The following is a 20,363-nucleotide window of genomic DNA, read 5'->3' on the forward strand; positions in this document are numbered from 1 at the left end:
CGGCGCTCTGATTGACCAGGTGGGGTAGACACCTCTAAATCAGACCCGCCACTTTAAGGCCATCGCACTCGTGCGGTGGCCTTTTTTTTTGTGCATTACCTGGCTCCATTGACTGGTTTGCTGGGGCTGGCCGCCCAACCCCACTTCCCCTATCAGCGTACTTTATTAAGGCAAGCCGACCGTTCACTTTCCGGTCATCTTGCAGCAACGCAATGGCTAATTCTCCCCAAAAACCCGATGCCGGCAAAAAAGAAGAAATTAAAACCGGCGACCCCCTTTTTACGCTGCACCATGCCCAGGCCGAAGTTGAACTAGCCAAACACAATGGCGGCCTCGGTCCCACCACCAACGTGTATACGACCAATCAGGAAGAAGAAAACATCCACGAATCCATTGCGCCCCGCGACAGCCAGGGCTTCACCCGCGGCGAAGAAGAGCCGGGCGTTATTGGCAGCAATGCCGGCGGCCACAAGTAGGATTTAGTCAGCAGCATGCAAGCTGCCTAGTTTGCCCCAGTGCCTTCGCGTCAGCTTTAACCTGCTGGGGCGAAGGCATTATTTTTTGAGGGGCAGCGAGCAGTAATGCGCATCTGTACTTTTGTGGGGTTCCTTTTTTCGCCTGTTTATGCTCCTCGCCACCTACACCGGTCATGCCCTCGAAGCCGGCCTTGACGAAGCCGGACGGGGCTGCCTCGCTGGCCCTGTATTTGCCGCGGCCGTCATTCTGCCGCACGATTTCAACCCACGCTTTCTCAACGATTCCAAGCAGCTCACGGCCAAGCGGCGCGAGGCACTGCGCCCCATAATCTGTGCCGAGGCAGTGGCCTGGGCAGTTGGCCAGGCCACGGTGGAAGAAATTGGGCGCATCAACATTGCGCAAGCCAGTTACCTGGCCATGCACCGGGCCGTGGCGGCGCTGGCAATACCCCCAGCCCACTTGCTGGTCGACGGCAACCGATTTCCTCCCCTGCCGGGTTTCACGCACACCTGCGTGGTGGGAGGCGACGGCCTGTACCGCAGCATTGCCGCCGCATCGGTTCTGGCCAAAACATTTCGCGATGAGCAGATGCAGACGCTGGCGGCAGCTTTTCCCGCCTACGGCTGGGAGCAAAATGCGGGATACCCCACCCAAAGCCACCGCGCTGCCATTCGGGCACACGGCCCTAGTCCGCACCACCGCATGGGGTTCCGGTTGCTGTAAAAGGACTGCTATTGACGGCGTTTAAGACTTCAGCCTCAGCAAATCGAGGAACAGGCTAAAGCCGTCGACGCTGGTGCCCCCTTCTCCGAAGGTATCGAAGCTCAGGGGCTTGATGATGTAGCCGCTCACGGCAAGCTGCTGCGCTTTCAGCCGGTCAGATTCCAGGTCCGAAGTCGTCATGATGAAGACGTTCAGGTCGGAGAACTCGGGGTCAGCGCGAAGGTTTTCGAGCAGCTCTAGGCCGTTCATGCGGGGCATGTTGATGTCGAGCATCACCAGGCTGGGCTTCTGTATCTTGGCTTCATCGCCTTCGCCACGCAACATTTTGAGGGCGTCGCGGCCGTTGCGGGCGTGCACAAGGGGCACGTCAATGTTTTGGCGTCGCAGCTCGCGCTGCACATTCATGACGTCCATCTGGTCGTCTTCCACGAGCAAAATGCTGGGCGTGGGATGGTCGGAGGACATAGGCTTAGCAATTTTTCAACAACGGGAATATGCCCGCAAAAAGCAGTAAGAACTGCTTTAGGTAGTGAGTGGTACGGCAGAATTGGGCGCCTTGGCTACAGTAGTACTCAAATTTTTGACTTTAGCCGACTGCTTGGGCCAGGTGAAAAGGAACTTAGCCCCCTGACCCTCGGCCGATTTGATGCTAATACGCCCACCTTGGCGCTCTACTATTTTTTTAACAATAGCCAGGCCTACGCCCGTGCTTTCCAGGGTGTCGCGTTCGGTCAGGGTCTGGAAAATGACAAAAACCCGTTCATGGTATTCCGGGTCGATGCCCGGCCCGTCATCGGCCACCGAAAACAGGTAGAAATCTCCGGCATCGTCGCAGCCTATTTCCACAGTGCCGGTGGCAGGGTGGTCGTGGTACTTCAGCGCGTTGCTGATGAGGTTGGTGAACACCTGCTGCAGCTGCACTGCATTGGTGGTAAGGGTAGGCAGGAAAAACGGCAGCTCCACTTTGAAGCCCGCCGGCGGTTGAGCGAGTCGATTATTTCGCGCAGCAGGGTGCGCACAAACACCGTTTCATCAGCCTGCGAAGTCCGCCCTACCCGGGCCAGGTCCAGGATACCGGTAATGAGCTTCTCCATGCGACGAACCCGCTGGCGCATCAGGGCCAGAAACTCCCGGATGTGGGGTGGTAAATTTTCTTGGCCCATGTCTTCTTCTATCCAGCGCGACGCGCTTTCGATGCCGCGCAGTGGGGCTTTCAGGTCGTGAGATACCACGTAGGCAAACTGGTCCAGCTCCTGGTTACGGCTTTCGAGCTGGCCAATGTTGGCACCCACTGTCAGGGCCATCGTGTTCAGGGCTGCCGTCAACTCGCTCACCTCGTCTTGCTGCGTGTCCACTATCTGGCTGCTGTAGTCGCCGTCGGCCATGCGCCGGGCCAGGTCCAGCATGCTGCGCAAGCGCCGGGCAAAAATCCGCACTATATAAATGGACCAGAGCAAGCCCAGCAACAAGGCCGCCACGGCCAGCCCGGCCGCCAGCCACTGCGCCCGGATAATGCTTTCGTCGAGGTGCTGGCGCAGCTGGCCTCGGGTCTGTGCCTCTCTTTCTTCAAAGGAGTCCAGGCGCATGCGAATACTGTCCATCATCCGTTTGCCGCTCAGGTTCTCTATTACCCCGCGGTGCGCCATTCCCTCGAGGCCACTTTGTTGGGCATCGCGCAGGAGGGCAGCTCGTTTTTCAGCCACCAGCATGTGGCTGTAATCCGACCATTGCCTGAACAGCCGCTCGGTTTGGTCGACCAACTCCACTTGAAGGGGGTGTTCGGCCACTAGGCCTCGTAATTCGGCAAATCGGCCGATGAGTTGCCGCTCGCCGTTATAGTAAGGGGCCAGGGTTTGCTCGTTACCAATCAGTAGATAGCCCCGAAACCCCGTTTGCATGTCAATGACATGGCGCAACAACGTGGCCCCGCGGTTGGAAATGCGTTGCGAGGTGTCCACGCGTTGTGCGCTTTGCACTACTTGTCCGGCTAGCTGGTAGAAGAATACCACCACCACCGAAAACAGGGCGAGCAGCATTACAAACCCAGCAAACAGCTTTGTGGTAAGGTTAATTTTCATGAAATAGCGCCACCGTGCTTTCTTTAGGCCTCACTACGCAGCTTGGCCTCTATGGTTCGGAGCAGGCCTGCCATCTCATCGGTAATAACCCGTAGCGGCACCATGCCCGCCATAGCCGCTTCTTCCTTACCGGTCTGGTGCATATCCATCAGACGGTTGGCCTCCTTATGGATAAGCTTATGCTGCTGGTCAAAGAGCCGGGATTCGGGCAGGTGGGCATAAGGACCACTGCCCCGCATGCGGGCCGCAACCCACACGCCAAGGCTGCACTGCTCCGGGTCGCGCAAGGGGCCTTCTACGCCACCGTTGCCAAACAGGAAAGAACGCAGCTTGCTCTTGAAATGCACGTGCTTTATGTGGGCCGACTCAAAGTCGCGCTTTATTTCTTCGTTTGACATACGAAATGCTACTCTCCCAGAACATTGCTCCTGGGTGGCATATTCTTATACGGTGGTGGTTGCAAAAAAACCAGCTGCATCTGCTCACAAAGGTCGTGAATTACGCTCCTGTTTTACCGTTATTAATGACACGAGCCAGAAATAGGTACTTTCGTGCTTCGACAACCCAATGGGTGCGGCCGTATGGCCCCTGCGGCACTTTGGCCGCCCCTTCACCTATCCCCCACCATGACCCAAGACCAGATAAAGGACTTGAAGGGCCGCGCCGAGGCCCTGAGGAGGTATCTTTGACTACGATGCCCGCAAAGAACAAATAGCTGCCGCCGAGGCACAAACCACCGCCCCGGGCTTCTGGGACGACTCCAAAGCCGCCGAAGCCACGCTGCGCGAGGTGAAGGCCATTAAGACCTGGACCGACGACTACGAGGCTGTGCAGCATGCCCTGGCCGATACGGAGGTGCTCTATGATTTCTACAAAGAAGGCGACGTGCCGGAAGCCGAAATGCTGGCCGACTACGACGCCAGCATGAAGAAGGTAGAAGACCTGGAGTTCAAGCGCATGCTCTCCGACGAGGAGGACCAGCTGTCGGCCATCATCGACATCAACCCCGGCGCCGGGGGCACCGAAAGCCAGGACTGGGCCGAAATGCTCATGCGCATGTACATCATGTGGGCCGAGAGCCACGGCTTTGGCGTGCGCCAAATCAGCTACCAGCCGGGCGAGGGCGCGGGCATCAAGTCGGCGTCGTTGGAAATCGACGGTGATTTTGCCTATGGTTACCTCAAAAGCGAAATTGGCGTGCACCGGCTGGTGCGCATGTCGCCGTTCGACAGCAGCGGCCGGCGCCACACGTCGTTTGCCTCCGTGTTTGCCTACCCGGTCATCGATGACACCATTACCATCGACATCAACCCGGCCGATATCTCCTGGGATACCTTCCGGGCCGGTGGCGCCGGTGGGCAGAACGTGAACAAGGTGGAAACCGCCGTGCGCCTGACCCACGCGCCGTCCGGTATCATCATCGCCGTGCAGATTGAGCGGAGCCAGCTCATGAACAAGGAGCACGCCCTGCGCATGCTTAAGTCGCGCCTCTACCAGATTGAGATGGACAAGCGCCACGCCGAGCGCGACAAAGTGGAAGCGACCAAAAAGCGCATCGACTTTGGCTCGCAGATTCGCAACTACGTGCTGCACCCGTATAAGCTCATCAAGGACCTGCGCACGGGCATCGAGCGCACCGACGTGCAGAACGTGCTCGACGGCGACCTGGATGAATACATCAAGGGTTTCTTGATGCAGAGCTAAGTACTCGTGCAGAAGTAAGCGTACTGCATTTAGAACATCATGCTCATCTGGCGTCCGCGCAGCCGAAGCAGCTCTACCGCAGTAGTAAACTGATTGCTTACGCGGTAGAGATGCTTCGGCAAGCTCAGCATGACCGCCTTTTTTGCTACGGTTAAGTACGAATGCAGAAGTAAGCGTATGCTTTGGTCAGACCGCTTAGGGCGGTCTGACCAGTAGGCCCGAATCGAATACGGCTACTTATGCGCCAGTACTTACTTTTGCGCGACTACTTAAGGATTGGCTGCCACAAAAAAAAGCCCTCCGCAAATGCGGAGGGCTTTTTTTTGTGACACTAAACGCACCTTAGGGGTTAGAAACGTCCCACTGCACTTCAGCGAAGGGCAGGGGCATTTGCTTAAGCACGGTGGTTTTCTTGCCATCGGAAGTCGTCTCGGGAGTAATGTCACCCAAGCGGTTCAGACGACGCAGGTCAACCCACCGCTGGCCTTCATAGAAGAGCGAGTAGCGGCGGTGGTAGAGAATCTCATTCAGGAGTTTGGCGTCCGAATCAGCAATAGTAACAGGAGCTACTTTGTAGAAATTGGCCAACACATTGATTGCCTCTACTGCCTTAGCCTTGTCTTTGGTAGTGGTACCAAGCAGGTATGCTTCCGCAGCAATCAGGATGAGTTCCTCGTTTTTGATAACCGGAATCGGAGCCGTGTTGCTGGCGTAGATAGCGGGCTCATACTCCGAGCTCAAACCCGTGGTAGAGCGCAGGTCACGCTTGCGGACTTTGCTCACGCGGGTGTCGGTGGGGCGAATGTCCGTGATAAACGAAGGGTGCGCTACCACTACAGTAGAACCTTTGCTGTTAGGAACCTGGAAAAGGGAGTTGAACACGTCGGGGTTTGCGCCGCCGTAGTTAAACAACGGGCCCGCCGTGGGAGAAGCTGTCAGGCTGAAAAAGCTTGCCTGCACGGCTGCCAGTGCGTCTGCGTAATTGTTGGTCCGAATTGCCGTCCGGGCAGCCAGTGCACGGTTGAAGCGCAGCATGGTGGCTGGGGTGTTGAAGCTGGCAAAACCGGAGGGAACCGGGAATGGCAACGTAGCGCCCGCTTTTGCGAACTGAGTAGCAGCGAGGTCAAGCTTGGCTTTGATGGCAGCTATTACCTGCGGGTAGGGCTGAATCTTACCCGGCTTTAGCGGGTCAGACACGTCAATGCGCAGGCCGTTTTCGTACTGCAAATCCGACAGAATCAGCATGGCATAAGCTTCAGCCGTGTTGGCGAAGCCCAGGTAGCCATTGCGCTGCTCCTCGGTAATCTGGGGGCTGTTGGTAGCTGCGTCGGCCAGGGTGCGGGCCGTGCGGCGAGCCGAAGAGTAAGCGCCGAAGTAACCGCTCAGGTAGTTGGCGTTATCAATAGGGTTGATGCCCAACAGCTCGGTCACGTAGCGGTTATCCGACGTCGAAAGCACGTAGATTTCCCGGCCTATCACGCCCGGAACCTGGTAGGCCAGCAGGATGCCCTGGCCGGTGCCGCTACCGTTGGTACGCAGGTCGGAGAAAGTACCCGTAGCCAGAAAGTCCAGCTGCGACTTGGTAGGGTTGGCTAGAAAGGCCGTGCGGTCCGGAAAGTTGGGGTCCGATACATCTTCCAGTTCGAAGAAACTGCAAGAGCCCAAGGAAAGCACCATACCGCCTAGGCATAGGGCTTTGGTTAAGTGTTTATACATCTTTATAATTGAAATGAAGCGAGGAATGAGTTACCAAGGAAGGCTTAAAAATCCAGGGCCAAGTGGAAGAACATACGACGGGCGCTAGGGAAAGCAGCCAGGTCGATGTTGCCTCCAACCGGACGGCTACCAAAAGCCGAAACTTCAGGGTCGTAGCCTCCTTTGTAAGGTGTAATGAGGAAAAGATTGTTCCCGGAAACACCAACTTTTACGCGCTCCAATGCGCGGCCGAAGGTTTCACCCAAAGCTGCTTTCTGGAACGTGTAGTACAGGGAAACCTCACGCAGCTTCATGTAGCTGGCGTTCTGAATGAAACCGGCAGTCTCCTGGTTGTAACGACGCTCGCCGAGCGTGGTCAGGGAGCCATCGGCGGCAGTCTGAGGGTCGTTGCTGTAATCCTTGGTTGTACCCCCTTCGTCGTAGAGCAGCTGCGTGAGCGTGCTGTTGTAGCCGCCTTCTTTCACGTGGATGAGGAACGAGAAGTCGATGTTCTTCATGATGGTGAAGTTGTTGGCAAACGTCATCTGGAACTTAGGCTGCGACTCCTGGTAAGGGGTCAGCTGGCCGTTCACCAGTGGCGCACCAAACCAACGGGTCGGCGATTCGTTCAGCTTCAGCTGGTTGCGGCCGAAGAAGTTACCGAAGCCTGGGCCCACAATCTGGGTGGCCACGTCCAACTTGGTTACTTCGGTGCGGTTCAGCCAAAACTGGGTGCGGTTGTTGTAACGGAAGTTAGGACGGTCGATGGCCGTAACGGCCAGGCCCAGTTCAATGCCTTTGTTAACCATGTCGCCGATGGGGAAACCGGTCACGCTGGCAGCGCCAGTAGAAGGAGCCAGCGGGCGAGTAAGAATGAGGTCTTTCACGTTCTTACGGTACACCGTAGCCTCCAGGGTAATGCGGTTGTTCAAGAAACCCAGGTCCACGCCGGCTTCCAATTCCGTAGCACGCTCAGGAGCCACTTTGTCGTAGCCAATGAGGGTGGAGTTGCGCAGGCCCAGACGGTTGTCAACGCTCACGCTCAACAGGCGGCTGAAGTAGTCACCAAAGCCAGCGGCGCCACCGGTTTCGCCGTACGCAGCACGCACCTTGAACTGGCTCACTTTGTCAATCGTCCAGAAGTCAAATTTGGCGATGTTGAGAGCCAACGAAGCCTTGGGGAAGAAATACATCTTGTTCTCATCCGAGTTCAAGGTGCTTTTGTCTGCCCGGATGCCCAATGCTGCAATCACCTTGTCGTCGAAGTTGGCTTCCTGCTGCGCGAAGTAGCCAATGTCAGTTACCCGCGTGAAAGCCTGGCCCAGCGTTTGAATCTTGGCAAGCGCAGGGTTGCGGGTGCCGGGAATCAGGCCTTCGCCCTGGGTGAAGGAACCGTCGAAGTTCTGCGACAGGCGCACGAAACCAGCCTGCGACGTCAAGCCTACTTTACCAACCTGGTGGTTGAGGACGAGGATGGTGTTAAGGTTGGTGTTGAGCTGGCGGTTCTTCGAAAAGCGCGAGGCACCGGGGTTGGCGTTGGCACGCTGCGACTGCAAATCGTCGGGCAGGTAAAGCTCCTGCTCGGTGAGGGTGTAGTCTACACCGCCTTGCACGTTCAGGCGCAGGGTGGTGAGCTCCTTGCGTAGGAGGTAGTAGTTCAGCGTTCCCGTCTGAATGAAACGGTTGGTCTTCTCATCGTTCACGGCCCGGTCACGAATAGCCAGGGGGTTTTCGCCAGCATATTCGTTGTCGGGGTACACGCCGTTCACGGGGAACAGGTTGGCGTAGCTCGGCAGGTACGGCAGGGCGTAGCTCACCGAAGCGTCGTTGTTGGCGTTGTTGGTGAAACCACGCTGGTTAGAAGCGTTGGTGTAGTTGGTCTGCGTGCCGATTTCTAAGTTCTTGCTGATGTCCGAGTTGATGTTGGCCCGAACGGAGCTGCGGCGGAAGCCCAGGTTTTTCACAATGCTTCCTTCGTCGGCGTTCGAACCGGAGATGTAGTAGCGAACTTTTTCGCTGCCGCCCGAAACGTTGAGGTTGGTGTTGCTCAGGAAACCGGTGTTGCCGAAAATCTCGTCTTCGTAGTCGTAAATCTGCCCGGCAGCCTGTGCAGCATTCAGGCGCGCAATCTCACCGGCAACAGTGCCGGTGCCACGCAGGCGACCAAAGTTGCGGATTTTGTCGGCAGTCCAGTCTTCCTGGCCCAAGCGACGCAGAATGGTGGTCACGCCCACGTCCTGGCGGAAGCCAACCTGGGTACGACCCGTTTTGCCACGCTTGGTGGTGATGATGATAACACCGTTGTTGGCACGCGTACCGTAGATGGCAGCTGCCGAAGAACCTTTCAGTACTTCGATGGTCTCGATGTCGTCGGGGTTGATGTCCGACATGCGGTTGGTTGCACCGTCCTGACGGCTACCACCGGCTGCCGTAAAGGCACTGGCACCACGACCGGAGTCGTATGAGGAGTTGTTGGCGTATACACCATCAATGATGTAGAGGGGCTCCGTGCTGTTCGAAATCGAGGATGGACCCCGCAGCTGCACCGAAAGACCTCCACCGGGGGCACCGCTGTTCTGGGTGATAACGGCGCCCGAGAGCTTGCCATACATGGCGGCGTCTACCGTGGCGGGGCGGGTGTTGCCCACCAGCTCGGCAGCCGAGATGGATGCCACGTTGTTGGCCGAGTTGGAACGAGCTACGCTCGTGCCCAGACCGGTTACTACCACTTCGTCTAGGCTACGAACCTCAACGGCGAGGGCAACGTCGACCGTGGCCGTGGAAGTGATGTCGCGCTCCGTGGTTTTGTACCCAATGGAGCTGAACTGGAGGGTGGTGGTGGCAGCAGGCACGGAAAGCGTGAACTGACCATCGGAATTGGTAGCAGTACCAACCTTAGTGCCTTTGGCGAGTACCGTTACACCGGGCACGCCCGAACCATTGGTACCGTCAGTGACCCTTCCGGATACTGACTTGTCTTGGGCAACCGCCTGCTGCAACAGGCAAGTCATCAGGAAGACGACCATGAAAAAAAAGTGTTTCATGTAGGGATGAAAGTGGTGAGTGAAAAAGTGAAAAATGAGAAAAGTGAAGGTGGGAAAAAAGTAAAAAGTGCTTTTAAAAGGTCAATGTAGCGGCAAGGTATTACAAGTTTATTTGTTAATCCAACAATGCCGCAAGTGCATTGAGCAGCTCCTGGGGCAATCTAAACCAGGCAGTAGGCCTTCTATACTGCCTGCGCAGTTGAGCCAGCACCCCATACTTTCCAGAAAAATGCAACTCCTATTTAATAAAGGTTGACGGCCAAAACGATGGAAGGAGTAGTTGGCCTGACTCAACGGCCATTTTAGCGCACCCATCAGCATCTATTATCAAAGGCCCCGTACTCACCAGCCAGGGCCATTTCAACCCTACCGGCCAACCACTATTCGTCTCTAAAAAGCCGCACTAAAGCACTTATTGCAGCTCTATCGTCACGAACTATTTCCCGACACCATCCTGCGCTCCTTTGCCTCTGTGAGAAGTAGCCTTCTTGGCTTATAACCCTTCCCTCCTGCCGCATAATTGGCCTTGTAGCCGATTGGCGAGTAATGGCGCATTCTCCATAACCGGTTGCCGGGCTTATGGCAATGGACTATAACACTTTGGACAGCTGGCAAACCTCACGTTTTAACCCCAGCAACATTGACGGTTCCCGTACCCCAAATAAGCAGCTTTAAGGCAGGCAGGCAGGCAATCGCCTGCATTCCTCTGGCTTTAAGCAAGCTGGTGGCCACATAATGGCGAAATATTGCTAGTTACGCCGTCCTGGCCCCGAGCAGCTATGTAACCGGAGCGTACTAAGCTGTAATTCTGGGATTAAGCCTCACCTCCAAAAGCACCAGCGGGCATAAATTGAACATTCAGAATATCCAGACTTGCCTGCATTTTTTAAATTTATTGCTTTTAGGGCTATGTAAACTCAACAATTAGCTTACAGTGTGGCCTACGCTCCCTATTTTTGAGAAGTAAAGTCGATACTTCTTTTTTTTCTTTCACCCATTTTATTTCTCCATGAAAAAAATTCTATTCATGAGCCTCGTGCTCATGTTTACTTTCCTCCAGGGGGCCTTGGCGCAGACAAGGACCATTTCGGGGCGAGTAACCGACCAAAAAACCGGTGATGGCCTACCCGGCGTGACCATCCTGGAAAAAGGTACCACCAACGGGGTATCCAGTAACGCAGATGGTACGTTTACCCTGACGGTGCCGGCTACCGGTGGGTCATTGGTAATCAGCTCGGTTGGCATGGCTACGCAGGAGCGCCCCATTGGCGCCGATTCGAAGTTCACTATTGCGTTGGCGCAGGACGCCAAACAACTCAGCGAAGTGGTGGTAACGGCCTTCGGCCGTGAGCAGGAAAAGAAGGCAGTGGGTTTCTCGGTTTCCGAGGTGAAGAACCAGGAGCTGACTCAGGCCCGTGCTACCAACATCTCTAACTCGCTGACGGCTAAAGTAGCTGGCGTGCGCGTGCAGGGTGCCAGCGGCATGGTGGGCGCTTCGTCCAGCATCTTCATTCGCGGCATGACTACGTTCACCGGCAGCAACCAGCCACTATTCGTAGTTGACGGTATTCCGATTGACAACGGCGGCGGCGGAAACGCCCTGCAAAACGGCGTGGCCAACTCGAACCGTGCCATCGACATCAACCAGGACGACGTGGAAAGCATTTCGGTGCTGAAAGGCCCGGCTGCTGCCGTGCTCTACGGCTCGCGGGCGGCTTCGGGCGCCATCCTCATCACCACCAAGAAAGGCGCTACGCTGGGTTCCAAGAAGCAAAGCGTTTCGGTGAGCTCCAACTACAACATCGTGAAGGTGGGCCGCCTGCCCGAGTACCAGAACACCTACGGCCAGGGCAACCTGGGTCAGTTCAACCCCCTGAGCAACGGCTCGTGGGGCCCCCTCGTAACGGGCCAGACGGTGAAGAACTTCCGCGGCGAAGACGAAGTGCTGACCATTCAGCCCGACAACGTTAAGGACATCTTCAAAACCGGCTCTAACTTCCAGAACAACATTGCCCTGTCGGGAGCTACCGACAAGACTCGTTACTACGCTGCTTATGGCAACCTGAACGAGAGCGGCATTCTGGACAACAACAACCTGCAGCGCAACACGCTTACCTTTAACGGTACCGCTCAGCTCACCAACAAGCTGCGGTCGGGTGTGAACATGGTGTACACCAACAACCGCTCGGAGCGTACGCCCCAGGGCAACGCACTGGTGAACCCGTTCTTTCGTACGTACTTCCTGCCCCGCACCTTCGACCTGAAGCGCTACCCCTTCGAGCTGCCCAACGGTGGCCAGCAGGGTGCTGCGGTGTTTGGCATTCGTCCCGACAACACGTGGTACAGCAACGATGACAACCCCTTGTGGACCATCAAAAACAACACCTACAACGACAAAATCAACCGCATAGTAGGCAACGCCAGCATTGGCTACGACTTCACGGATTGGTTGTCGGTTGACTACAAAATCGGTACGGACACCTACAACCAAATCATTAAGTCGGTGAACGCCCGCGACAGCCGCGGCTCGAACATCGCCGGTGGTGCCGGTGGTGCCGTGGGCAACATTCTCGACGAATCGTTCAGCCGCACCGAAACCAGCTCTTACCTCAACCTGACCCTGAAGCGCAACATCACCGAAGACTTCGGTGCCCGTCTGTTGGTGGGCAACGAAATCAACCAGCGCTCTTCAAACGACATCGGTATCGTAGGTACCGACATTCAGGTGCGTGGCTTTGACAACATCACCAACACCAAAACCTACCAGCCTTTCGCTACCCAGAACAAGCGCCGCCTGATTGGCTTCTACGGCGACCTGGGATTGAACTTCCGCGAGTTTGCCTTTCTGAACCTGACGGGCCGGAACGACTACTCATCGACCTTCGGCAAGAGCAAGCGCAGCTACTTCTACCCCGGCGTTTCGACCAGCGTAGTGCTCAGCGACGCGCTGCCCACGCTGAAAGAAAGCACCGTTATCAACCTGGTGAAGCTGCGTGCCGCTGCCGCAACGGTAGGCCGCGAGGCTCCTGAGTACGTAACCGACACCTACTTCGATGCCACCAACGTACCGGTAGACGGCTTTGGCCCTCGCCTGACATTCCCCTTCCGGGGGCAGCTTGGCCAGTCGCTGGACAACACCGGTGGCAATCCTAACTTGGGCCCAGAGTTCACGACCAGCTATGAAGGCGGCGTGGACCTGAGCTTCTTTGGTGGCCGCGTGGCCCTGGAAGCTACCTACTACGAGCAAAAGAGCTCCGACATCATCTTCGCCGTACCAGTGGCGGCGGCATCGGGCTTCACCAATGCTTTCCAGAACATCGGTAAGTCGGAGGCGAAGGGCGTTGAACTGATGCTTAGCACCATTCCGGTTAAGCTGAGCAACTTCACCTACAGCAACTCCTTCAACTTTTCGCGCGTGCGCAACAAAGTATTGGAGCTGGCTCCCGGCGTAACCCAAATCACCCTGGGTGGTTTTGTAACGCCCAGCACCCGTCTGATTGCCGGCCAGCCTTACGGTGTCATTTTCGGCAGCGTGTTCCAGCGCGAAAGCGTGGACGAGAAAGGCCGTCCTACCGGCCGCTTGCTGCTCACCGACAGAGGCCGTGCCGTATTGGCTCAAGACAACCAGATTGTGGGCAACCCCAATCCTCAGTGGACCGGTGGCTTCACCAACAACTTCACTTTCAAAGGCCTCACGCTGAGTTCGCTGCTGGACATCCGTTATGGTGGCGACATCATTTCGCGTAACATCAGCGACGTTCGTCGCCAGGGCGCGGCCGTTGAGACCGGCAACCGCGACAAGACCTACATCATTGACGGGGTGATTCGCAATCCTGACGGCACGTTCCGCACCAACAACGTGCAGATTACGGCGGAGAACTATTTTGACGACTTGTACGGTTTTGGCCGTGCTGAATTCGTGGTGTTCGACGGCTCATGGGTTCGTCTGCGCGAATTGGCGCTGTCCTATGCCTTGCCCAAGACGCTGACCGAAAAAACTTTCCTGGGCGGTGTAGAACTGGGCCTCAATGCCCGTAACGTATTCCTCTACGCTCCGAACATCCCGCACATTGACCCCGAGGTGAACGCCCAGGGCCAGAGCAACTCGCAGGGCCTGGAGTTCAACTCCCTGCCCCAGTCGCGCACATACGGCGGTTCGATTCGGCTTACTTTCTAATTTCTACTTTCTTCTATATCATGAAAGTTCACAACCGGACCACTTCGTTCGCACTGGTAGCAAGCCTGCTTGCCCTGAGCTCGTGCGACAAATTTTTGGATATCAACCAAAACCCCAACTCAGTTCTGCAAGCACCACCTGCCAACGTTCTCGTAGCAGGCCAGTCGCACCTGGGTTTCCTGATGGGGTCTGACCTGCACCGCTATACCTCCCTCATTGCCCAGCAGTTTGCCGGGCAGGGCGGTTCGGGCATTCAGACGGCCGAATACGACCGCTACAACATCTCGGCCACGGACCTCAACAACGCGTGGCGGGGTGGCATCTACGGTGGCGCGCAGGCCGACTTGCAAAAGCTGGCGGACCAAGCCCAGGATGCCAGCCCTGCTTACTCGGGCGTGGCCAAGATTATGCAAGGCTTCCTGTTCTCCGTGACCACGGATTCCTTTGGCGATATTCCAATTACGGAAGCCCTCAAGTTCGACCAGAACCTGCAGCCGAAATACGACCCTTCGAGCGAGGTGTACGCCAGCATCATCACGATGCTGAACTCGGGCATTGCAGACTTGAAGAAGCCCTCGGCTTTCAAACCAGCGGCCGATGACCTCATTTATGCCGGCGACCTGGCTAAGTGGGAGAAGTTTGCCAACACGCTGAAGCTGCGCCTGTACCTGCACTCCTTCCCCAAGCTGTCGACAACGTCCAATGCAAGCTTCGCAGCTGTACTGGCAGCGGGCCCGGTAATGGCCAGCAACGCCGACAACTTCCAAATGGATTTTGAGCCTGCAGCCAACAAGAACAACCCCATCGACCAGTTCGAGAAGTCGCGTCCCAGCACTTTCTTCCCCAGCGCCACGCTGGTGAACCTGATGAATGCCAAAGCCGACCCCCGTCGCACTACCTTCCTGACTCCCTTCCCAGCGGGTAGCACTACCTATGTAGGGGCTCAAAACGGAACCGGTGCCGCCGGTGCTCCCAACATCAGCTTCTCGCGCATGGGTACCTACCTGCGGGGCGCTCGTACCGGTACGGGCATCAACGACTACGACGGCTCGGCACCCATCCGGATGCTGACTTTCGCTGAGCACAACTTCATCTTGGCCGAGTACTACGCCCGCACCGGCAACCTGACCCTTGCCCGGACGTCGTTCAACGCTGGCATCACGGCTTCGATGACTTCGGCCAACGTAGCGGCTGCCGACATTACCGCTTACATCGCGGCCCGCCCGGTGTTCACGGCCGGTAACGCCATTCAGCAGATTATTGAAGAGAAATTCATAGCAAACTTCGGTGTAGCCGTAGAGCCTTGGACGGACTACCGCCGCACGGGCTTCCCGGTGCTGCCGTTGCCCGTGGGTGCCCTGCAGCCCCAGATACTGCGCATACTCCCCTACCCCGACCTGGAGCGCGTGGCTAACCCTGTCAACACGCCAGCCCGGCCCAACCTGACGACCCCTTCCGTTTTCTGGGACCCAGGCCGCTAGCCGATAATTTCCGGAGGCGGAAAAGCTTGGCTGCCGCCTCCGGATTTATTTCTCCTTTTTAATTTTCCCGTTTATGAAAAAAAGCTCTTTTAACCTGTTGTTTTTGCTGCTGGCCTTGTTTACGCTGGCCAGCTGCGAAAAAGATGAGCCCAACCTCAACGTTGGACCCAAGATGAGCATCGTGTTTGATGACGCCATCGACAAAACCACTGCCGACTACAAAATAGGCAGCACCCTGACGCTGAAGATTCGCGCTGAGGGCGCCAGCACGGTGAGCATCATCACGAACTACACCACCGGCACGGTTAGAACCGCCAATCTGGGCACCTTCCCGGTAACCAATGGCGTGGCAACGGTAACCATCCCCGCCAACAGCCTGCGCGCTGCGGCTGACGGGGCTCCCGTGGGCGCGCGCGCTACAGCTGATGGGGCTCCCGTGGGCGCGCCGGCTACTGCAGCGACGCGTCCGGCCAATACCTACACCCTCACCGTGGATGCTACCGGCAACGGCGTAACCGAGCGGCGCTTCTTCACCGCAGTGCTGGTTCAACCCAAGATAAACATCGTATTCGATGACGCCTTCGACAAAACCACTGCCGATTATAAAATAGGCAGCACCCTGACGCTGAAAATCAGCGCCGCGGGCGCCACCACGGTGAGCATCGTTTCGAACTACACCACGGGTACGGTCAGAACCGTCAACTTGGGCACCTTCCCGGTTACCAACGGCGTGGCTACGGTAACCATCCCCGCCAACAGCCTGCGCGCTGCAGCTGATGGGGCTCCCGTAGGCGCGACGTCGACTGCGTCGACGCGTCCGGACAACACTTACACGCTTACTGTTGAGGCTACCGGCAACGGCGAAACCGAGCGGCGCTTCTTCACCGCCGTGTTAGTTCAATAGTTTTCGTTCGGCGACTCCGGTTGCCCACAGTTGAAAAGCCTTCCTGACCACATGGTCGGGAAGGCTTTTTTGTGGGGTTTGTTCTACCGCCCTGCGATTAAGAATGCATTCCTCGCTACTTGAGTAGTCGGACAAGAGTGCCCGCAGCAACCAAGGCAGTTATACTCATGTGGCGTCTGCGCAGCCGAAGCAGCTCTACCGCAGCAGTAAACTGATTCGTTACGCGGTAGAGCTGCTTCGGCTGCGCGGACGCCAGATGAGCATGACGTTCTAAATGCAGTACGCTTACTTCTGCACGAGTGCTTACACGAGTCCTTAGAAATGCTTCCATTATAAGGGACTCGATAGAATTTGGGGAATTTTGCAACCTACTTGCCTGCTACTTCAGCAGGAAACAGGATGGATTCAGGAAGATGGAGGCTTCCTCTCGAGGGCATCCGCCTGCACCTTACAACTCAGTTAAGAGTGTAGGTGGGTTGCGACTGGAAACTTGACACATGAAAACGTCACGATGTACCGTTTCAATCAACGCAATGTTGTGCATATAAATACTATATATAGTATGTGGAATGCAATTTGTCAAAAGCGCGGTCTGCACTTCTCGTATTAGATTATTCCATTACGATAATTGCATTATCTGGGTCGTTTATTGAAGATGTATGTAATTTTTGGTAAAACAAGGGTGGTTTATTGCCCAGTTTCAAGTCTTTTGCCTTATTTTTGGTAGTACAATGCTCACCTAACTTTTTTTACTTTAACGTTTTGTCCATGAAAAAAATCATACTCATGAGTCTTGTGCTCATGTTTACTCTCCTTCAGGGGGCGATGGCACAAACCCGGACTATAACCGGGCGTGTGACCGACCAATCTACGGGCAGCGGTTTACCAGGCGTGACCGTTCTGCTGAAAGGCACCACCAACGGTGTTTCTTCTAACGCTGACGGTGCTTTCAGCCTATCAGTACCAGAAGCCGGCGGCACGCTGGTGTTCAGCTCGATAGGCATGACCACGCAAGAGCGGGTTATTGGCTCAAATTCTCAGTTCGCTGTTGCTTTGGCCACCGACACCAAGCAACTGAACGAAGTAGTGGTAACCGGCTACGGTGCTCAGCAAGAGCGTCGGGACGTTATCGGCTCCATTGCCTCGGTAAAAGCTTCCGATTTTAAGGACCAGCCCATCATTGGTGTAGACCAGGCCCTGCAGGGCCGGGCAGCCGGTGTGCAGGTAACCCAGAGCTCGGGTACGCCCGGTTCGGGTATCAGCGTACGGGTGCGTGGCGCAGCTTCTATTGGCGCCAGCAACGAGCCTTTGTACGTAGTTGACGGCTTGCCAGTAAACACGGGCAACACCTCGCAGCTGGGTGCTGGCAACCAGGGCACCAACGGCCTGAACGACATCAACCCCAACGACATTGAATCCATCGAAGTCCTGAAAGATGCTGCCTCGGCTGCTATCTACGGCTCGCGGGCTTCCAATGGCGTGGTACTCATCACCACCAAGCGTGGTAAGTCTGGCAAAGCCCGGATTGATGTAGACTACTATACCGGTGCGCAATCGGTATGGAAGCGCCCCGAAATCATCACGGGCGAGCAGCAAACGCAGCTCTTCCTTGATGCCGTTGCCAACCGCTTTCCAGCCAACGCCAACGGTAACTTTCCCGTGGGCAGCAGGGTTTTCCGCACCAACGCCGATGCCGCTGCTTTCATCTACAATGGCCAAGCAGCTTCCCGTGTCACGACCGTCAACGGCATATCTTCCTATAATGACCCAGCAGGCAACTTCATCCGCCCGCTCAGCCAATTCCAGGACCCCAGCACTGCTACCAACACCGACTACGTGAAAGAGGTATTGCGCACGGCTCCAATCAGCAACTACGGTCTTACCTTCTCGGGTGGTACCGATGCCAACCGCTACCGGGTGGCCGTGAACTACTTTGACCAGGAAGGCACCATCGTGGGCTCGGGCTTTGCCCGCGGCAGCGCGCGGTTGACCCTGGACAACAAAGTGACTGACAAGGTACGGATGGGTACTTCCATGGGCCTGACCCAGAGCGTGAACAACCGTATCAACAACGACAACAGCATCTTCGGGGTATTGACGACGGCTCGCCTGTATGCCCGCGACCTGCCCATCTTCCGCCCAGATGGTACTTACTACAAAGACGGCTCCCTGGAGAACCCCGTTGCCGCAGCAAAAGAGCCGTTTATCCGGAGCGTTAACAACCGCCTCATCGGCAGCCAGTTCGCTGAATTCGAATTCATCAAGAACCTGAAGTACCGCGCCACTTTTGGCCTCGATTTCACCTACGGCCGCGATGACCGTTTCTACTCGACCCTGACCAACGCAGGTGCTTCCGTAAGCGGTGAAGCTACCGTAGGCACTCTGCAGGATTTGAACTACAACCACATCAGCGCCTTCACCTACTCGAAGACGTTTGCTGATGACCACAACGTTAGCGGTCTGCTCGTAGCCGAGTTCCAGCGCGACAAGGAAAGCACCACGTTTGCGCAAGCCACGGGCTTCCCCAGCAACGCCATTCGTGAGCTTTCGGCTGGCGCCAACAAAACGATTGCAACAACCAGCTCGACTGGCAACGCATTGTTTGGCACCCTGGCAAAGCTTGACTACTCGTTCAAGGGTCGCTACCTGCTCGGTGCTTCTATTCGCCGCGACCAGTCGTCGCGTTTTGGTAAGGACAACCAGGTTGGCTACTTCCCGGCAGTATCGGCCGGCTGGCGTGTACTGGACGAATCTTTCCTGAAAGACCAGACGGTGATGAGCGAGTTGAAGGTGCGCGGTAGCTACGGCGAAACCGGCAACCAGCCCACTGCCAACTTCGGTTCGCGCGGTCTGATTGGCCCCGGTGCTAACTACCTCGACCAAGGCGGTCTGGCCCTCACGCAGCTGGCCAATCCCGACCTGAAGTGGGAGCGCACCCGGCAGGCCAACGCTGGTATTGACTTCGGCTTCCTACAGAACCGTTTCTATGTTTCGGCTGATATCTACCAGCGCAAGACCGACGACCTGCTGCTGAATCAGCGCCTCGGTGCTGATACCGGCTTCACGGGCTACAGCGCCAACATTGGTAACATCGAGAACAAAGGCATAGAATTCGCTCTGACGACCCTGAACTTCCGCAACGAAGGCACCGGTTTCAACTGGGAAACTAACTTCAATATCAGCTTCAATCGCAACAAGGTGACCAAGCTGTCAGACCTGGCCGCTACGGGTCAGGCGGCAGGTTTTGCCAGCCGTCTGATTGTTGGCCAGCCACTGGGTGCCTTCTATGGCTACCGCGTTGACCGCATTTTCCAGACGCAGGAGGAAATCAACCAGCTGGATACCGAAGCCCAGGCTAAAACCAACACTACAACTGCTCGCTACCAGTCGGTCAACACCCGCCCCGGCGACATTAAGTTCAAGGACCTCAACGGTGACGGCCGCATTACTGCCGACGACCAGGAAATCATGGGCAATGCCCAGCCAAAGTTCCTAGGTGGCCTCACCAACACCTTCCGGTACATGGGCTTCGACCTGAGCGCGTTCCTGCAGTACAACGTAGGCAACAAGGTTTACAACAACTCGAAGGCCTTCACCCAAGGTATGAGCACCACGTACAGCCAGGACGTAGAAGTGTTGAACCGCTGGACTCCCACCAACACCAACACCGATATTCCCCGTGCCGTATTCGGCGACCCGAACCAGAACAACCGTACCTCGGACCGTTTCCTGGAAGATGGCTCGTATGCCCGCCTGAAGAGCCTCACCCTGGGCTACACCCTGCCTACGGCGCTGGCCACCCGTGCCCACATCCGCACGATTCGCATCTACGCCCAGGCGCAGAACTTGGTAACCTTCACCAACTATTCGGGTCTCGACCCCGAAGTGAGCACCTTTAGCGGCACCAACACCTCGCTGGGTACCGACTTCTTCACCTACCCCCAGGCCCGCACCATCACCGGTGGCGTTACGCTCGGCTTCTAATCTTTTTGACTCTATATAATCATGCAAATAATGAATTTTCGTCAGCTGGCTACCCGTTCAGCCCTGCTTTTAAGCTTGGGTCTGGCGGTAGGAGCA

General features: G+C 56.4%; 14 protein-coding genes. 8 read left to right on the top strand and 6 right to left on the bottom strand.

The features are described 5' to 3' along the window. The first annotated feature begins 212 nt into the window (after positions 1–212). Together BEN48_RS15380 and BEN48_RS15385 are read left to right on the top strand one after the other, a co-directional pair. A complete protein-coding gene (locus BEN48_RS15380) occupies positions 213–476 on the top strand; it encodes a hypothetical protein (protein WP_070735836.1) in 264 nt (87 codons plus the stop codon). Between the two features lie 148 nt (positions 477–624). Continuing rightward, positions 625–1,200, top strand: coding sequence for a ribonuclease HII (locus BEN48_RS15385; protein WP_070735889.1), 576 nt, complete (start codon positions 625–627; stop codon positions 1,198–1,200). Positions 1,201–1,221: 21 nt separating this feature from the next. On the opposite strand, the gene BEN48_RS15390 is transcribed toward BEN48_RS15385, so the two are convergent. The 4 genes from BEN48_RS15390 to BEN48_RS15405 are packed head-to-tail and all read right to left on the bottom strand — an operon-like array spanning position 1,222 to position 3,676. After that, a complete protein-coding gene (locus BEN48_RS15390) occupies positions 1,222–1,665 on the bottom strand; it encodes a response regulator (RefSeq protein ID WP_070735838.1) in 444 nt (147 codons plus the stop codon). Between the two features lie 57 nt (positions 1,666–1,722). Beyond that, positions 1,723–2,121: a sensor histidine kinase gene (locus tag BEN48_RS15395; RefSeq protein WP_070735839.1), complete on the bottom strand. Its 399-nt coding sequence runs from the start codon at positions 2,119–2,121 to the stop codon at positions 1,723–1,725. Beyond that, entirely contained in the window at positions 2,076–3,278 is a 1,203-nt protein-coding gene (locus BEN48_RS15400; RefSeq protein WP_070735840.1) for a sensor histidine kinase, read from the bottom strand. Before BEN48_RS15400 ends, BEN48_RS15395 begins: the two co-directional genes overlap by 46 nt. 23 nt (positions 3,279–3,301) lie before the next feature. Further along, positions 3,302–3,676, bottom strand: a complete 375-nt coding sequence (locus tag BEN48_RS15405) for a CZB domain-containing protein (RefSeq protein ID WP_070735841.1) — start codon at positions 3,674–3,676, stop codon at positions 3,302–3,304. A gap of 228 nt (positions 3,677–3,904) precedes the next feature. On the opposite strand from BEN48_RS15405, the gene prfB reads away from it, so the two are divergent. Beyond that, a protein-coding gene (prfB, locus tag BEN48_RS15410) for a peptide chain release factor 2 (protein WP_125932682.1) occupies positions 3,905–4,982 on the top strand; the annotation gives its coding sequence in 2 pieces (ribosomal slippage) (positions 3,905–3,964 and positions 3,966–4,982; 1,077 coding nt in all). A gap of 342 nt (positions 4,983–5,324) precedes the next feature. Here the strand turns inward: prfB and BEN48_RS15415 are convergent. Together BEN48_RS15415 and BEN48_RS15420 are read right to left on the bottom strand one after the other, a co-directional pair. Next, on the bottom strand, positions 5,325–6,659 hold the full coding sequence (locus BEN48_RS15415; RefSeq protein WP_158010213.1) for a RagB/SusD family nutrient uptake outer membrane protein: 1,335 nt from the start codon (positions 6,657–6,659) through the stop codon (positions 5,325–5,327). Positions 6,660–6,742: 83 nt separating this feature from the next. Further along, on the bottom strand, positions 6,743–9,721 hold the full coding sequence (locus tag BEN48_RS15420; RefSeq protein ID WP_070735847.1) for a SusC/RagA family TonB-linked outer membrane protein: 2,979 nt from the start codon (positions 9,719–9,721) through the stop codon (positions 6,743–6,745). Between BEN48_RS15420 and BEN48_RS19250 the strand changes: the two genes are divergently transcribed. The 5 genes from BEN48_RS19250 to BEN48_RS15440 all read left to right on the top strand — a co-directional run bounded on the left by BEN48_RS19250 (position 9,656) and on the right by BEN48_RS15440 (position 20,267). Beyond that, entirely contained in the window at positions 9,656–9,811 is a 156-nt protein-coding gene (locus tag BEN48_RS19250) for a hypothetical protein (RefSeq protein ID WP_162274739.1), read from the top strand. The two genes, BEN48_RS15420 and BEN48_RS19250, sit on opposite strands and share 66 nt — an antisense overlap. A 919-nt stretch (positions 9,812–10,730) precedes the next feature. Then, positions 10,731–13,898, top strand: coding sequence for a SusC/RagA family TonB-linked outer membrane protein (locus BEN48_RS15425; RefSeq protein ID WP_070735849.1), 3,168 nt, complete (start codon positions 10,731–10,733; stop codon positions 13,896–13,898). A gap of 20 nt (positions 13,899–13,918) precedes the next feature. After that, a complete protein-coding gene (locus BEN48_RS15430; protein ID WP_070735851.1) occupies positions 13,919–15,379 on the top strand; it encodes a SusD/RagB family nutrient-binding outer membrane lipoprotein in 1,461 nt (486 codons plus the stop codon). A gap of 73 nt (positions 15,380–15,452) precedes the next feature. Beyond that, the gene (locus tag BEN48_RS15435) at positions 15,453–16,283 is read left to right on the top strand and encodes a hypothetical protein (protein WP_070735852.1); all 831 of its coding nucleotides are present in this window, start codon (positions 15,453–15,455) and stop codon (positions 16,281–16,283) included. 825 nt (positions 16,284–17,108) lie between these two features. Further along, the gene (locus BEN48_RS15440; RefSeq protein WP_262490092.1) at positions 17,109–20,267 is read left to right on the top strand and encodes a SusC/RagA family TonB-linked outer membrane protein; all 3,159 of its coding nucleotides are present in this window, start codon (positions 17,109–17,111) and stop codon (positions 20,265–20,267) included. The last annotated feature ends 96 nt before the right edge of the window (positions 20,268–20,363 follow it).

This window comes from Hymenobacter glacialis, from assembly GCF_001816165.1.
In the GTDB taxonomy this organism is placed as follows: domain Bacteria; phylum Bacteroidota; class Bacteroidia; order Cytophagales; family Hymenobacteraceae; genus Hymenobacter; species Hymenobacter glacialis.

Coding starts and splice junctions, on each gene's coding strand:
- BEN48_RS15380 (WP_070735836.1), top strand. CDS start 213: ATGGCTAATTCTCCCCAAAAACCCGATGCCGGCAAAAAAGAAGAAATT.
- BEN48_RS15400 (WP_070735840.1), bottom strand. CDS start 3,278: ATGAAAATTAACCTTACCACAAAGCTGTTTGCTGGGTTTGTAATGCTG.
- BEN48_RS15430 (WP_070735851.1), top strand. CDS start 13,919: ATGAAAGTTCACAACCGGACCACTTCGTTCGCACTGGTAGCAAGCCTG.
- BEN48_RS15425 (WP_070735849.1), top strand. CDS start 10,731: ATGAAAAAAATTCTATTCATGAGCCTCGTGCTCATGTTTACTTTCCTC.
- BEN48_RS15420 (WP_070735847.1), bottom strand. CDS start 9,721: ATGAAACACTTTTTTTTCATGGTCGTCTTCCTGATGACTTGCCTGTTG.
- BEN48_RS15440 (WP_262490092.1), top strand. CDS start 17,109: ATGGCACAAACCCGGACTATAACCGGGCGTGTGACCGACCAATCTACG.
- BEN48_RS15390 (WP_070735838.1), bottom strand. CDS start 1,665: ATGTCCTCCGACCATCCCACGCCCAGCATTTTGCTCGTGGAAGACGAC.
- BEN48_RS15435 (WP_070735852.1), top strand. CDS start 15,453: ATGAAAAAAAGCTCTTTTAACCTGTTGTTTTTGCTGCTGGCCTTGTTT.
- BEN48_RS15405 (WP_070735841.1), bottom strand. CDS start 3,676: ATGTCAAACGAAGAAATAAAGCGCGACTTTGAGTCGGCCCACATAAAG.
- BEN48_RS15385 (WP_070735889.1), top strand. CDS start 625: ATGCTCCTCGCCACCTACACCGGTCATGCCCTCGAAGCCGGCCTTGAC.
- BEN48_RS15415 (WP_158010213.1), bottom strand. CDS start 6,659: ATGGTGCTTTCCTTGGGCTCTTGCAGTTTCTTCGAACTGGAAGATGTA.